Origin of the sequence: Halopseudomonas yangmingensis (assembly GCF_900114825.1) — a bacterium.
In the GTDB taxonomy this organism is placed as follows: domain Bacteria; phylum Pseudomonadota; class Gammaproteobacteria; order Pseudomonadales; family Pseudomonadaceae; genus Halopseudomonas; species Halopseudomonas yangmingensis.
Window position 1 is genome coordinate 62270 of the sequence record NZ_FOUI01000013.1, and the last position, 14576, is coordinate 76845.

Annotated in this window: 11 protein-coding genes; 4 read left to right on the plus strand and 7 right to left on the minus strand. The window is 60.8% G+C overall.

All coding sequences use genetic code 11. The features are described 5' to 3' along the window. Positions 1 to 7: 7 nt before the first annotated feature. Positions 8 to 1537: an apolipoprotein N-acyltransferase gene (lnt, locus tag BMZ23_RS11620; RefSeq protein ID WP_093477543.1), complete on the plus strand. Its 1530-nt coding sequence runs from the start codon at positions 8 to 10 to the stop codon at positions 1535 to 1537. On the opposite strand, the gene BMZ23_RS11625 is transcribed toward lnt, so the two are convergent. Continuing rightward, positions 1502 to 1762, minus strand: coding sequence for a hypothetical protein (locus BMZ23_RS11625; RefSeq protein WP_093477333.1), 261 nt, complete (start codon positions 1760 to 1762; stop codon positions 1502 to 1504). The two genes, lnt and BMZ23_RS11625, sit on opposite strands and share 36 nt — an antisense overlap. Positions 1763 to 1930: 168 nt before the next feature. Here BMZ23_RS11625 and leuS point away from each other — a divergent pair, with 168 nt between their 5' ends. Genes leuS through holA form a run of 3 tightly spaced genes read left to right on the plus strand, consistent with a single transcriptional unit; the run spans position 1931 to position 6126 of the window. Next, entirely contained in the window at positions 1931 to 4537 is a 2607-nt protein-coding gene (gene leuS, locus BMZ23_RS11630) for a leucine--tRNA ligase (protein WP_093477339.1), read from the plus strand. Positions 4538 to 4551: 14 nt separating this feature from the next. Beyond that, positions 4552 to 5094, plus strand: coding sequence for an LPS-assembly lipoprotein LptE (locus BMZ23_RS11635; protein WP_093477341.1), 543 nt, complete (start codon positions 4552 to 4554; stop codon positions 5092 to 5094). Between the two features lie 3 nt (positions 5095 to 5097). Beyond that, positions 5098 to 6126 (plus strand): DNA polymerase III subunit delta, encoded by a 1029-nt coding sequence (holA, locus tag BMZ23_RS11640; protein ID WP_093477344.1) that lies wholly within the window; start codon positions 5098 to 5100, stop codon positions 6124 to 6126. A gap of 95 nt (positions 6127 to 6221) precedes the next feature. Here the strand turns inward: holA and BMZ23_RS11645 are convergent, their stop codons facing one another. From BMZ23_RS11645 to BMZ23_RS11670, 6 genes are all read right to left on the minus strand, one after another. Beyond that, positions 6222 to 8567, minus strand: a complete 2346-nt coding sequence (locus tag BMZ23_RS11645; protein WP_093477346.1) for an efflux RND transporter permease subunit — start codon at positions 8565 to 8567, stop codon at positions 6222 to 6224. Between the two features lie 29 nt (positions 8568 to 8596). Then, the gene (locus BMZ23_RS11650) at positions 8597 to 9532 is read right to left on the minus strand and encodes a WD40/YVTN/BNR-like repeat-containing protein (RefSeq protein ID WP_245748208.1); all 936 of its coding nucleotides are present in this window, start codon (positions 9530 to 9532) and stop codon (positions 8597 to 8599) included. Between the two features lie 475 nt (positions 9533 to 10007). Continuing rightward, positions 10008 to 12761: an aminopeptidase N gene (gene pepN / locus BMZ23_RS11655; protein ID WP_093477350.1), complete on the minus strand. Its 2754-nt coding sequence runs from the start codon at positions 12759 to 12761 to the stop codon at positions 10008 to 10010. A gap of 9 nt (positions 12762 to 12770) precedes the next feature. Further along, on the minus strand, positions 12771 to 13598 hold the full coding sequence (locus BMZ23_RS11660; protein ID WP_093477352.1) for a DUF2797 domain-containing protein: 828 nt from the start codon (positions 13596 to 13598) through the stop codon (positions 12771 to 12773). Next, on the minus strand, positions 13598 to 13867 hold the full coding sequence (locus BMZ23_RS11665; protein WP_093477355.1) for a YeaC family protein: 270 nt from the start codon (positions 13865 to 13867) through the stop codon (positions 13598 to 13600). The genes BMZ23_RS11660 and BMZ23_RS11665 overlap by 1 nt, the downstream gene beginning before the upstream one ends. A 256-nt stretch (positions 13868 to 14123) precedes the next feature. Continuing rightward, entirely contained in the window at positions 14124 to 14576 is a 453-nt protein-coding gene (locus BMZ23_RS11670; RefSeq protein WP_093477368.1) for a YcgN family cysteine cluster protein, read from the minus strand.

The following is a 14576-nucleotide window of genomic DNA, read 5'->3' on the forward strand; positions in this document are numbered from 1 at the left end:
AATGAACATGCTGCCACACAGCCTTGCCAACCGCCTGCTCGGCCCCGGCTGGCCGGGCCACCTGCTGGCCCTGCTGGCTGGCGCCCTGACCACCCTGGGGCTGGCGCCCTTCGGCCTGTGGCCGTTCAGCCTGCTGGGCATTGCCCTGCTCTACCTTGGCCTGCGTGCCCTGAATCCGCGCCAGGCACTGTTGCGCGGCTGGCTATGGGGTATGGGCCAGTTTGCCGGCGGTGTGCACTGGGTGTATGTCAGCATGCATGTGCATGGCGACGCCCCGCCGCTGCTGGCTGGACTGCTGACCGCCGGCTTTGTCGCCGGACTGGCGCTACTGGTCGCCGGCAGCGCCTGGCTGTGGGCACGCTGGTTACGACCAGCCCGGGCCGGCTGGCTATCCGCAGGCGCCTTTGCCGGTCTGTGGCTGTTGCAGGAAATGTTCCGCAGCTGGTTCCTTACCGGCTTTCCCTGGCTGCACCTGGGCTATGCCCATACCGACAGCTGGCTGGCCGGCTGGGCGCCGCTGGGCGGCGTCTGGCTGCTCAGTCTGATCAGTGTCCTGGTCGCCTGTCTGCTGGCAGAACGTCAGGTCTGGCAGAGGCGCAGCGACGCACTGGGCGCGGTCACACTGCTGGTCGTGCTGTGGGGCGGTGGCTGGGCCCTGCAAGCCATCGACTGGACCCGCCCGGCCGGCGAGCCACTCAGTGTCACCCTGATCCAGGCCGATGTGTCGCAATCACGCAAGTGGGACCCGCAGCACATCGACGAGACCCTGCGGCGTTACCGCGACCTCAGCTATGCAGCACAACCTACCGACCTTATGGTCTGGTCGGAAACAGCGGTACCGGTGCTGCTCAGCCAGTCACTGGACTTTGTTCAGGCGATTGCCGGCAACCTGGAACAACAGGGCACCACACTGATCACCGGAATACCGGTGGATGATCGCGCTGCCGACGGACGACTGCTGATCTACAACGGCATCATGGTCGCTGGCAGCCAGCCCGGCCTGTATCTGAAACACAAGCTGGTGCCCTTTGGTGAGTACGTGCCGCTGGAGGACTGGCTGCGCGGCCTGATCGCGTTTTTCGACCTGCCCATGTCGAGTTTTTCCCGTGGCGGCGCTGATCAGTCACCACTGCATGCCGCGGGCTACCGGCTGGCACCCTATATCTGCTACGAAGTGGTCTATCCGGACTTTGCCGCGCGCCTGGCAGCCAACAGTGAACTGCTGATCACCATCAGCAACGATACCTGGTTCGGCGCCTCGATCGGCCCGCTGCAGCATCTGCAAATGGCCCGTATGCGTGCCCTGGAAAGCGGGCGCTGGATGATTCGCGGCACCAACAACGGGGTTACCGCGCTGATCGACCACAAGGGTCGCATCAGCGCAGAACTGCCGCAATTTCGCATTGATGTGCTGCAGGGCCAAGTGGAACCACGCCAGGGTCTGACACCCTGGCTGCGCTGGGGAAGCCTGCCTGTCTTGCTGCTGGCGTTGGCGCTGCTGTCAGCCGGCTGGCTGGGAAGACGGCAGCAGCAGTGACAGGCTGAAGCTGCCGTCGTCCAGTGTCTGCAGGATACGCCAGAGTAACTGCAGATCATCGGCGCTCAGGCCGTCCAGTTCCAGTTCGGTCAACGTCCCTGTCTGGCCTGCCAGCCATTCCCTGGTTCTGGCCATGTCCAGTGCCCGGTCAAGGCGGCGCAACAGGCGACCGTAGGAAGAGTCCTGCTCCCGACGGTACAACGATGTCGAATGTGGTAGCTGCATCAGGGTTCTCCAGCAAGACTGCATGCTTTCATCCACAGCATAGACGCCCGTCGCCATAGCTCCTCTGTCGGGCGACGAACGGCATACGACTACCTGTGCCGTGCCCGGTGGTGTATCCTCGCGCATTACCTTTCTTTTCAGCCACGTGCAGACAAAACATCCCACGCCATGCAAGAACAGTACGCCCCCCGCGAAATAGAATCCGCCGCCCAGACCGACTGGGACAACAGCCAGGCCTTCCGTGTCGAGGAAACTCCCGGCAAGGACACCTACTACTGCCTGTCGATGTTCCCCTACCCCAGCGGCAAGCTGCACATGGGGCATGTGCGCAACTACACCATTGGCGACGTAATCGCCCGTTACCAGCGCATGCAGGGCAAGAATGTACTGCAACCGATGGGCTGGGATGCCTTTGGCATGCCGGCGGAAAATGCCGCGATGAACAATCAGGTGGCACCGGCCACCTGGACCTATTCGAACATCGACTACATGCGCACCCAGCTCAAAAGCCTGGGCCTGGCCATCGACTGGTCCCGCGAGATCGCCACCTGCAAGCCTGACTACTACCGCTGGGAGCAGTGGCTGTTCACCCGCCTGTTCGAGAAGGGCATCATTTACCGCAAGAACGGCACGGTGAACTGGGACCCGGTTGACCAGACAGTGCTGGCCAATGAGCAGGTGATTGATGGTCGCGGCTGGCGCAGCGGTGCGCTGATCGAGAAGCGCGAAATCCCCATGTACTACTTCCGCATCACCGATTATGCGGAGGAACTGCTCAGCTCGCTGGATGAACTGACCGGCTGGCCGGAGCAGGTCAAGACCATGCAGCGCAACTGGATCGGCAAATCCACCGGGATGGAAGTGCACTTCCCCTGGGATGTCGCCAGCATCGGCAGCGAAGGCAAGCTCAAGGTATTCACTACCCGCCCCGACACCCTGATGGGCGCCACCTATGTCGCGGTGGCCGCCGAGCACCCGCTGGCAACGCTCGCCGCCGACGGAAACCCGCGCCTGCAGGCCTTTATTGATGAATGCAAGCGTGGCGGCGTGGCTGAGGCCGACATCGCCACCCAGGAAAAGAAAGGCGTTCCCACCTCGCTGTTCGTGCTGCATCCGCTGACCGGCGAGAAACTGCCGGTGTGGGTCGCCAACTATGTGCTGATGGGTTACGGCGAAGGGGCGGTGATGGCCGTACCGGCACATGACCAGCGCGACTTCGAGTTTGCCGGCAAGTACAACCTGCCGATCAAACCGGTAATCCGTACCTCGGCCGGTGATCACACCCCTGCTCCCTGGCAGGATGCCTATGCGGAAAAGGGCGAGCTGATCAATTCCGAGGAGTTTGATGGCCTGGACTACGACAGTGCTTTTACTGCAATTGGTGAGGTGCTGCAGCAGAAGCAGCTGGGTCAGCCGCGGGTACAGTATCGCCTGCGTGACTGGGGAATCAGCCGCCAGCGCTACTGGGGCTGCCCGATCCCGATCATCCATTGCGACAACTGCGGTGACGTACCGGTGCCGGATGACCAGCTCCCGGTGGTGTTGCCGGAGGATGTGGTACCGGACGGCGCCGGCAGCCCGCTGGCGCGCATGCCGGAGTTCTACCAGTGCCAGTGTCCGAAGTGCGGCAGCGACGCCCGCCGCGAAACCGATACCATGGACACCTTTGTCGAGTCCTCCTGGTACTACGCCCGGTACGCCAGCCCCCAGTATGACCAGGGCATGGTCGACCCTGCCGCCGCCAACCACTGGCTGCCGGTTGACCAATACATCGGCGGTATCGAGCACGCCATCCTGCACTTGCTGTACGCCCGCTTCTTCCACAAATTGATGCGCGACGAAGGCCTGGTCAGCTCCAACGAGCCGTTCAAGAACCTGCTGACCCAGGGCATGGTGTTGGCCGACACCTATTTCCGTCTGGAACAGAACGGCAGCAAGAGCTGGTTCAACCCGGCGGATGTCGAGATCGAGCGCGACGCCAAGGGCAAGGTCATCAGCGCCCGCCTGAAGAGCGACGGCCAGCCGGTGGAAATCGGCGGCACCGAAAAGATGTCAAAATCGAAGAACAACGGCGTGGACCCGCAGGCAATGATCGACCAGTACGGCGCCGATACCTGTCGCCTGTTCATGATGTTTGCCTCGCCGCCGGACATGAGTCTGGAATGGTCGGACTCCGGGGTCGAGGGCGCCCAGCGCTTCCTGCGCCGGGTCTGGCGTCTGGCCCAGCAGCATATCAGCGCGGGTTTGCCGGCTGCCCTTGAACTGTCCGGCCTGAACGATGCACAAAAGGCCGTGCGCCGCGCCATCCATCTGGCGATCCGTCAGGCTGGCCAGGATATCGGCCAGCACCACAAGTTCAACACCGCCATCGCCGCCGTGATGACCCTGATGAACGTGCTCGAAAAAATCGACCAGAACCACGCTGACGACCGCGCTCTGCTGCAGGAAGGCCTGGAAACCGTAACCCTGCTGCTGGCGCCGATCACCCCGCACATCAGCCATACCCTGTGGCAGGCACTGGGTCACAGCGACCAGGTAATTGATGCCCAGTGGCCACAGGTCGATGAATCGGCACTGGTACAGGACAGCCTGCAACTGGTTATCCAGGTTAACGGCAAGCTGCGCGGTCATATCGAGGTGGCCGCCAGTGCCAGCCGTGAAGAGGTTGAGGCCATAGCACGCGCCAACGAAAATGTACTGCGCTTTACCGAAGGCCTGAGCATCCGCAAGGTGATTGTGGTGCCGGGCAAACTGGTCAACATAGTCGCCAACTGAACAGGAAAGGATCCATGACAACCACCAGACTGCGTCAACTGCCAGCCATTGCTGCCCTGGGTCTGAGCCTGGCAATTGCCGGCTGCGGCTTTCAGTTGCGGGGCACTGCGGTCAACGAGGTCAATCTCCGGCAACTCCACGTAGTCAGCCAGGATAGCCATAGCGAACTGGCCGAGCAGCTGCGTGAACGTCTGCGCAACGACGGCGTACAGCTTGGTAGTGCAGCGCCCTGGCATCTGCAGTTGATCGAGGAACGCTGGAACAGCCGTACCCTGGCACGGGCCAACCGCAACAGCACGACCGAGCGCGAGCTGGAACTGGTGGTGCGCTACGCCCTGTCAAACACTCAGGGCGACGTGCTGCTCGGCCCCGACCAGCTGTCGGTCCAACGCATACTGCTGGTTGATGGCAACAACTTCACTGCGGTAGACGAGGAAGAGCAGATGTTGCGCCGGGAAATGCGTAACGACCTGCTGCAGCAGCTTAACCTGCGCTTGTCACGCCTGGATGAGCAGGAACTGCAACGCCGTCAGCGTGACGCCGAAGCCAGCCGCTAGGCCATGAAGACCGCGCAGAACCAGTTACAGCGCCAGTTGGAACAACCTCTGGCGCCAGTCTGGATAGTCAGTGGCGATGAGCCGCTGTTGTGCGCCGAAGCCAGCGACAGCATCCGCGCAGCCTGCCGCAAGGCCGGTTGCGAGGAACGCGAAGTATATGACGTTGACCAGCATTTTGATTGGGGCCGACTGCACAGCGCGGGCCACAGCCTGTCCTTGTTTGCCTCGCAGCGACTTATCGAGCTGCGTATACCTTCAGGAAAACCCGGCGACCAGGGTAACCGCGCCCTGCTGGAATGGCTTGAGCAGCCGCCGCAGGACACCTACCTGCTGATCAACCTGCCCAAACTGGACGCCAGCACCCAGAAAACCAAGTGGGCCAAGAGCCTGATCGAGCATCAATGCAGCCGTTTTGTGCAGATATGGCCGGTTGATGCCAGTCAACTGCCTGAATGGATACGCAACCGGCTGGGCAGTGCGGGGTTACAGGCCTCACCCGAGGTGATAGAGCTGCTGGTGAACCGGGTCGAGGGCAACCTGCTGGCTGCGGCACAAGAAATCGAAAAGCTGCGACTGTTCAGCACCAGCAATGTGCTTGAACTCGAAGCTGTTACCCAGCAGGTAGCCGACAGCGCCCGCTTTGACGTATTCAACCTGATAGATGCCCTGCTACAGGGTCAGCCGGCACATGCCCTGCGCATTCTTCAGGGGCTTCGCAGCGAAGGCGTGGCGGCACCGGTCGTGCTTTGGGCATTGGGCCGGGAACTGCGTAGCCTCGCAGCAATGGCCCACGAGCTCTCCCGCGGCATCCCGCAGGAGCGGGTATTCTCCAGCCAGCGCCCGCCAATATGGGACAAGCGCAAGCCACTGCTCGCCAAGGCTCTGGCCAGACACCCGGCTGAATACTGGGAAAACTGGCTGCAACTGGCTCAGCAGGCCGACGAACAGATCAAGGGCCAGCAACCCGGCGACGCCTGGGACAGCATGACGCTGCTGACCGCCCAAGCCAGCGGACTCCGCCTCTCTCTCTAGCTACGCCTCTCTCTAACTTGTTGCCTGCCGCTTGCCGCTTGCAACTAAAAAAGGCCGCCTGATTGCTCAGGCGGCCTTTTTACTGGACTACAACCTTACTGACGCAGTTTTTCCGGACGAATCAGGAAACGCGCCAGGGCTGGCAGCAGCCACAGGGCTCCAAACATGTTCCAGAGGAACATGAAGGTCAGCAGGATACCCATGTCAGCCTGGAACTTGATGGCCGAGAAGATCCAGGTCGCCACGCCGATTGCCAGGGTGAAGCCGGTGAAGGTTACCGCCTTACCGGTGGTCTTCAGGGTTTCATAGTAGGCTTCCTGCAGCGGCAGGCCCTGACGCAAGTAGGTCTCCAGTCGACTGTAGATATAGATGCCATAGTCAACACCGATACCCACACCCAGCGCGATTACCGGCAGGGTTGCCACCTTGACGCCAATACCGAGGAACGCCATCAGCGCGTTGGCCAGGACCGACGTCAGCGCCAGCGGGATGATGATACAGAGCACCGCACGGATTGAGCGGAAAGTAACCAGACACATCAATATCACCACCGCATACACGGTCAGCAACATCTTGGTCTGCGACTTCTCAATCACCACGTTGGTTGCCGCTTCGATACCGGCATTACCGGCAGCCAGCTTGAACTCCATGGTCTCGGTGTTGTATTGGGCAGCAAACTCTTCAACTGCGTCGGTAGCACGCTTGAGGGTGTCTGCCTTGTGGTCGTTGAGGAACACCATAACCGGGGCCAGCGAGCAGTCCGAGTTGAACATGCCGGACGGTGCACGGCTGATCGCGTTGTTCAGGTTGTCCTGGTTACGCGACAGGCCCTGCCACTTCAGGTTGCCCTCGTTGTTGCCCATGATGACCTGTTTGGCGACGGTCACCAGCGACACGGCCGACTGCACACCCTCCACGTTAACCATCTTCCATTCCAGCTGATCGATGGTATCCATGGTTTCGTGGGCAGAGCACATCTCGCTCGGCGTTTTGACCATCACTACCAGCACATCGGAACTGGTCGAGTAATTGCTGATGATGAAATCATTGTCCAGGTTGTAACGGGAGTCAGCACGCAACTCCGGCGCACCCGGATCAAGGTCACCGATCTGCACCTTCTGGCCGTGCCAGATACCGAAGGCGAAGGCCAGAATGGCCAGCACCACGGAAATCGGCGCCACGGTCGGATGGGCAAACTTGGACACCAGCAACCAGGTGGTCTGTGGACGCGAAGACTGCTCGCGCTTGCGCTCGATCGCACGGCGACTGATACCGATATAGGACATCAGGATCGGCAGCAGGATCAGGTTGGTCAGGATGATCACACCCACACCCACCGAGGCAGCAATACCGAGCTCGCGGATTACCTCGATCTCGATCAGCAGCAGGGTCATGAAGCCCACGGCATCCGATACCAGCGCCACGATGCCCGGAATGTACAGCGAGCGGAAGGCGCGCCGGGCAGCGCTGTTGGCATCATGTGCGGTGATCGCCTCAACGGCCATGGCGTTGATGATCTGTACGCCGTGCGAGATACCGATGGCGAATACCAGGAAGGGCACCAGGATCGAGTAGGGATCCAGACCAAAGCCCATGGTGCGCAGCAGGCCCAACTGCCAAACCACCGCAATCACCGAGCACACCAGAGTGGTCAGCGAACTCTTCAGGCAGCGGGTAAACAACAGCAGCAGGACAAAGGTGATCAGCAGCGCGCCACCGAAGAACAGCACTACCTTGATGATACCTTCGATCAGGTCACCGACCTTCTTGGCAAAACCGACGATATGGATGCTGATGTTGTCCGTCTGGAACTCATCGCGGATTTTTGCTTCCAGCAGACGCGAGAATTCGCCGTAGTCGAGCCGGATCTGCTCGCTCTGGTTTTCCGGATTCGGATAGGTTTCCTGCAGCGGCACTTCAATGATCGACGACTTGAAGTTGTTAGCCACCAGTCGACCGATTTCACCAGACTTGAGTACGTTCTCACGCAGCTCTTCCAGCTGGTCTTCGGTGACATAGGAAGGCTGGTTGGCCACAGGGCCACCATCGAAACCGTATTCCGTTACCGCCGTCCAGCGCACGTTGGGCGTCCACAGCGAGCGCATGTTGGAGCGGTCAACGCCGGGCAGGAAGAACACTTCGTCGTTGATCTTTTTCAGCGCTTCCATGTACTCGGTGGAGAAAATATCGCCATCCTTGATGGCCACCGCAATACGAATGGAGTTGCCGAGGTTGGCCAGGTCATCCTGGTGCTCGATCATGTTGACGATATAGGGGTGCTTGAGAGGAATCATCTTCTCGAAGCTGGTATCCGGCTTGACCTGGGCCGCCTGGTAGGCAAAAAACAGGGTCAGCAGGGAGAACAACAGCAGCACGAAACTTCTGTTGGTAAAAATCAACCGCTCGACGAATGGCGCGGTTTCCTGATGATGCTTGGACATCCAGTTTCTCCTGGCGCTTGGTATTGTTGTCAGTTGGCTGCGGGCAGGCCCTGGGCGTCAGCACGCTGGGCTCCACGCTGACCGAGCAGCAGCAGGCTGCCATCTGCCAGCGGCTTGGCATTGGCCAGCGCTTGCCGGTCGCTGCGTACGACCACTTCGAAGCTGCGGCCAGCATCATTGCTCACCGCCACGGCGCCACCCAGTCCGACCACCACCAGGCGGCCATCAGGCGAATAGTGTCCACCGGACAGGGTAGCCTCAAGCGGGCCATTGCCGGGTGTATTGAGCTCGACCTGCTCCCAGCTGTCGCCGAAATCAGTCGAACGGAACATATTGCCACGCAGACCCCAGGCAAATACCTCGCCGGCACGGCTGGTGCCGGTTACACCGAACAGGGAGCCGTCATAGGGCAGGTCTTCAATGGTTTCCCAGCTGTCGCCGAAATCAGCGGAGCGGTACATGGTGCCCATCTCGCCAACCAGGAACAGGCCGGTACGAGGGATAGCCGCCAGCGCGCTGTAGTGGAATCCATCCGGGTTATCAACGTCGAAAGAGACGTCATCCCAGGTTTCGCCGCCATCATCGGTACGCAGCATCAAACCATAGGCACCCACGGCAAAGCCGGTACTGGCATCACGGAACCAGACATCCATCAACGGACGCTCAAGCAGTTCTTCGACTTCTTCGGGATCATCCAGGGTCGGGTCGCGATACTGAATAACCCAGCTCTGACCACCATTATTGCTATGCAGGATCAGCGAATCGTGACCTACCGCCCAACCGTGCTTTTCGTCAACGAAATACACTGAAGTCAGTATCTGGCGCACCGGTGAGGGGGACTGGGTCCAGGTTTTGCCGTTGTCGTCAGACAACACGATATGGCCACGGGTGCCAACGGCAACCAGTCGCTCGCCGACTTTGGCTACATCCAGCAGCAGCGTGCGGCTGGACAGCGGCGACATCATTGCAGGCTCGACATCGACATTGAGGCCTTGAGCCTGAACCACAGCAGCAGGCAGACAGGCCAGCGAAGTGGCCAGGCCCAGCGTTGTGATGAGTCGACGTGAGAGTGTCGAAATACGTCCGTTACATGGCTTGCATGACAGGCTTGACTGAGCCAAGGATGGAGCGTGCCGCTCAGTGGGCTCGCGCATACACCTTTCCCCCTTATTCTTATAGGTATCCTGCAGGTTGCAGGAGATACGTGTTGTTGCGCCGCACACACCCCGCAGGGGGCTGCCGGGCGGCACGCAGACTGCCCAATACTAACGGGGTTTTGACAATGCTGCCAACGGGCCGCCGTTATCTTTTGTTAATCATTCGAGTGATAACCAGCCGTTGACAGCATCGTCTGCCATGCGATGAACAGACTTTGGAGCTGAAAAAACGAATCCTGATTCAACCTTCTGTACGGCACACCATCAGGCAAATACGCATTACTCACTCCAGCGACTTGCTGACCACCTCGTACACATCCGGCGACAAACCCTCCAGCACCATGATGCGTTGTAGCTGTTCGCGCATCAGCGGCTGGCGCGCTGTATCGAACTTGCGCCAGCGGGTCAGCGGTGTACACAGGCGCGAGGCAATCTGCGGATTCAGCGTATTCAGCTCGATGATGCGCTCGGCGAGGAATCGATAGCCGGCACCATCGCCACGGTGGAAACCGATCAGATTCTGGTTGGCAAAGGCACCGATCAGCGCACGCACCTTGTTCGGGTTACGCAGATTGAACGCCGGATGCGCCATCAGTGCCTCGACCCGCTCCAGTGCGCCGGGCAGCGAACAGCAGGCCTGTACGCTGAACCACTGGTCCATCACCAGCGGATAGCCCTGCCAACGCTCGGCGAACTGCGCCAGCGCCGCCTGCTTCTGCTCCTCGAAGGGCGAATTGACCAACGCCACCAGCGCCGCCTGGCGATCGGTCATGTTGTCGGCCTCGACAAACTGGCGCACACAAGCGGCCAGCATGTCATCGGCAGCATCCAGCATCAGATAGCCCAGCAGGGTATTCTTCAGGCTACGCCGTGCCACCGCCTCGGCACTGGCGCTGAACGGGCCGGCCACGGCAATCTGCAAACGTCGCCAGACTCGCAGCATGTCTGCCCGCAGCGCCTCGGCCAGCGCCCGGCGCAGCCCCTCACGAACCTGGTGAATCGCGTCGATATCCGCCACCTCGGCCAGCTCGACCAGATAGGCTTCGGATGGCAGACGCAGCATCTCGGCGACCATCGCCGGGTCCAGACTGTCATCCGCCAGCAGGCTGCGATAGACCTCGATCAGTCGCTGGTCCGGCAACAGCGGTCGACCAGCCTGTTGAATCTGCACCAGTCCCTGCATCACATCCACCGCCAGCGCCTGACAGGCTTCCCAGCGGTTGAAGCCATCGGGGTCATGCATGGCCAGAAACACCCGGTCATCGCGACTGTAGGGGTAGCTCAGCTTGACCGGTGCAGAAAAGCCGCGCAGCAGCGAGGGCAGTGGCTCCTCGGCAAGACCGGCAAAGGTGAACACCTGCTCGGCCTCGGTCACCGCCAGTACCGTCTCACTGCCGCGCGAAACTGTCTCGCCCAGCAGTTGCAGTGGCATTTCACGGCCCTGACTGTCCAGTAGCGCCATACGCAGCGGAATCACAAAGGGCAGCTTTTCGCTCTGCCCCGGCGTCGCCGGGCAGCTTTGTCTGCACAGCAGGCTGAACTGCCCGCTGGCCGCATCCCAATGACCGTGAACCTCCAGCCGCGGGGTGCCAGCCTGACTGTACCAGCGCTTGAACTGGGTGAAATCCAGGCCATTGGCCTCTTCCAGCGCCTTGATGAAATCATCACAGGTGACTGCCTGACCGTCGTGCCGCTCAAAGTACAGGTCGGTGCCCTTGCGAAAACCCTCGGCCCCACACAGGGTGTGCAGCATGCGCACCACTTCGGCACCCTTCTCGTAGACCGTCAGGGTGTAGAAGTTGGAAATTTCGATAAAGGAATCCGGGCGCACCGGGTGGGCCATCGGGCCGGCATCCTCGGCGAACTGGTTGGCCCGCAGGAAGGTTACATCCTCTATGCGCTTGACCGTGCGCGAGTTCATGTCGGCGCTGAACTCGGCATCGCGGAACACGGTGAAGCCTTCCTTCAGCGACAACTGGAACCAGTCACGGCAGGTGACGCGGTTGCCCGACCAGTTGTGGAAGTATTCATGCGCAACCACCGCCTCGACCCGCTGGAAGGCAAGATCGGTGGCGGTATCCGGGTGGGCCAGTACGCAACTGGAGTTGAAGATATTCAACCCCTTGTTCTCCATGGCACCCATATTGAAGTCGTTGACCGCAACGATCATAAAGATGTCCAGGTCATATTCGCGACCATAGACCTCCTCGTCCCAGCGCATCGAGCGTTTCAGGCTGTCCATCGCATGCCCGCACTGTTCGCGGTTCTCCGACTCGACATAGATGCGCAGGTCGATCGTGCGCCCGCTCATGGTGGTGAAACTGTCCTGGATCAGCACCAGATCACCGGCGACCAGGGCGAACAGATAAGCCGGTTTGGGGAACGGGTCTTCCCAGGTTGCCCAGTGGCGACCCGCCTCATGCTCACCGGAGGCGATCAGGTTGCCGTTGGACAGCAGTACCGGATAGTCACCCTTGTCAGCAATCAGCGTGGTGGTAAAGCGGCTCATCACATCCGGGCGATCCAGATAATAGGTGATCTTGCGAAAGCCCTCGGCCTCGCACTGGGTGCAGAACATGCCGCCAGACTTGTACAGCCCCTCCAGCGCCGTGTTGTTCTGCGGCTCGATACGGGTGCTGATGGCCAGCTCGAACTGTGCGCTGCTCGGGTGCAGGGTCAGACTATGGGCATCCACCCGATAGTCGCCTTCGGCCAGCGGCTGGTCATCCAGCGCAACGCTCAACAACTGCACCTGCTGACCGTCCAGTACCAGCGGCGGCAGCGGACTGGATCCCCGGCCTGCGCCGGGGATGACGACGCGGCCATGACCTGACACGCCACCGGCATCCCCGCTCATATCCACGTCATTCCCGCGAAGGCGGGAATCCATAACGTCCGAATTCAGGCGCAGCATTAGCCGGCTATGCACCAGCGCATGGTCCTCGAACAGCTCGAAGGTCAGGTGGGTCTCATCGATCCAGTAGTCCGGCTGCTGGTAATCCTTGAGGTAGATGGTCTTCGGTTGTTCAGTACACATGGTGGTTCCTCAGCTGACACTGACCGACACACTGTAGGCCGTGTACTTGCGAATATTGATGACAGCGGTATCGAGCAGCAGATACTGGCCCTTGATGCCCAGCAGCGTGCCTTCCAGCAGTGGTTCCTTGTCCAGGTTGGCCGACTGCGGCCTGGCGGCATACTCCAGTACCGGATAACGGATCTCCAGCGGCTCGGCGTTACCCAGCAACTGGATGGCCTGCAGGCCGAAGCGTTGTTGCAGGGCAACGATGCCCGCTTCGGCGTTGTCCAGCAGGCGATCGCGCTCGGCCAGCATATTCAGCGGCGCCGGCTCACCCTTGAGCAAGGCCCGCCAGTTGGTCTTGTCCGCCACCTGCTGACGCAGCAGGTCCTCGACCAGCCCGGATTGCTGACGGGTGGCGACACGCAGAATCGGCAATGCCTGACTGGCACCCTGATCGATCCAGCGCGTCGGCACCTGGGTCGCCCGGGTAATGCCGACCTTGAGCCCGGAGGAGTTGGCCAGATAGACAATATGATCGGTCATGCAGAACTGCTCGCCCCAGCCCGGTTCACGGCAGGTACCCTGCTCGTAATGGCATTTCTCCGGGCTCATGATGCAGCTGTCGCACTGCGCCAGCTTGCTGAAGCAGGGGTAGCAATAGCCCTGATTGAAGCTCTTTTTGGTGCGGCGCCCGCAATGCGTGCAATGGATGTCACCCAGCGCCTGCAAGCGCAGGGTCTTGCCCAGACAGTCGTTCAGCGACAGGTACTGATCACCGATCGGCAGGCTGTAGCGCACCGGGGCATCCAGCTCACCCACCAGCTTGCTGACGCTGCCGCTCAGTACAGCCATCAGTGCAGACTGCCGTTGGCCGGGTGGTAGAGTTCTGCAGCCGGGTCAGGCTGGCTCTTCGAGGCACACTCGGCCTTGCCCATATAGCCGGTACGCTGCTCCTCCGGCAGGTTGTCCGCCTCCCAGGCAATCATCGCCTGCAGGCACATGGCTTTCTGCTCACGGCTGAGCTTGCGGCCATCCGGCCATTTGCCCAGCTCCACCGCCTGCTTGAGGCTCTGATACACCTCGGGACTGATATTGCGCAGCATCTCGATAAAACGGTCCATGGGGCCTCCGGTGGGGTTTATAAGAGAAGCTGACCAATGCAGCAGAGCATCAAGCCCGGTTGTCAGTGCCCGGTTGCGGACCGTGCCCAGCCAGGGATGGCTGGGCGCGAGCCTACAGGGATGTACTTGCGGCGTGTCCGGAACCGGGCACTGACAACTGGGCAAACACTGCAATCCTTGTGGCCAGCGATCTACAAAGGGGTTTGATTCTAGGGAAATACCCGCTGTTTGCACAGGCAACCGCTGTAACCGGGTATCAGCCGACGCGGAAGATAATGTGATCTTCCCAGTCATCCGGATCCACCGCCTCCTCCGCCAGCATCTGACCGCGCTGGGAAATGCCGGCGGCGTGCACCGCCTCCGGATCACCGCAGACCAGCGGGTGCCAGGGTGGCAGATCCTTGCCCTCGGCCACCAGCCGATAGCCACAGGTGGGAGGCAGCCAGGCGAATTCACGGGCCTCGGCGGGTGTCAGGCGGATGCAATCAGGCACAAAATCACGCCGCTGCGGATAATTGCTGCAACGGCAGGTCTGGCGATCCAGCAGCCGGCAGGCAATCCGCGTGTAATAGATCGAACTGGCATCGTCGGCATCCTCGAGCTTCTGCAGGCAGCACAACCCGCAACCGTCACAGAGCGACTCCCACTCCTCGTTGCTCAGCTGATCCAGCGCCTTGCGCTGCCAGAACGGCATAACCTTCATGGCCAT

Excerpts from the sequence above, each read along its gene's own strand:
- BMZ23_RS11625 (WP_093477333.1), bottom strand. The coding sequence starts at position 1,762 with ATGCAGCTACCACATTCGACATCGTTGTACCGTCGGGAGCAGGACTCT.
- BMZ23_RS11635 (WP_093477341.1), top strand. The coding sequence starts at position 4,552 with ATGACAACCACCAGACTGCGTCAACTGCCAGCCATTGCTGCCCTGGGT.
- BMZ23_RS11660 (WP_093477352.1), bottom strand. The coding sequence starts at position 13,598 with ATGGCTGTACTGAGCGGCAGCGTCAGCAAGCTGGTGGGTGAGCTGGAT.
- lnt (WP_093477543.1), top strand. The coding sequence starts at position 8 with ATGCTGCCACACAGCCTTGCCAACCGCCTGCTCGGCCCCGGCTGGCCG.
- leuS (WP_093477339.1), top strand. The coding sequence starts at position 1,931 with ATGCAAGAACAGTACGCCCCCCGCGAAATAGAATCCGCCGCCCAGACC.
- BMZ23_RS11645 (WP_093477346.1), bottom strand. The coding sequence starts at position 8,567 with ATGTCCAAGCATCATCAGGAAACCGCGCCATTCGTCGAGCGGTTGATT.
- pepN (WP_093477350.1), bottom strand. The coding sequence starts at position 12,761 with ATGTGTACTGAACAACCGAAGACCATCTACCTCAAGGATTACCAGCAG.
- BMZ23_RS11665 (WP_093477355.1), bottom strand. The coding sequence starts at position 13,867 with ATGGACCGTTTTATCGAGATGCTGCGCAATATCAGTCCCGAGGTGTAT.
- BMZ23_RS11650 (WP_245748208.1), bottom strand. The coding sequence starts at position 9,532 with ATGATGTCGCCGCTGTCCAGCCGCACGCTGCTGCTGGATGTAGCCAAA.
- BMZ23_RS11670 (WP_093477368.1), bottom strand. The coding sequence starts at position 14,576 with ATGGCCATGAAGGTTATGCCGTTCTGGCAGCGCAAGGCGCTGGATCAG.
- holA (WP_093477344.1), top strand. The coding sequence starts at position 5,098 with ATGAAGACCGCGCAGAACCAGTTACAGCGCCAGTTGGAACAACCTCTG.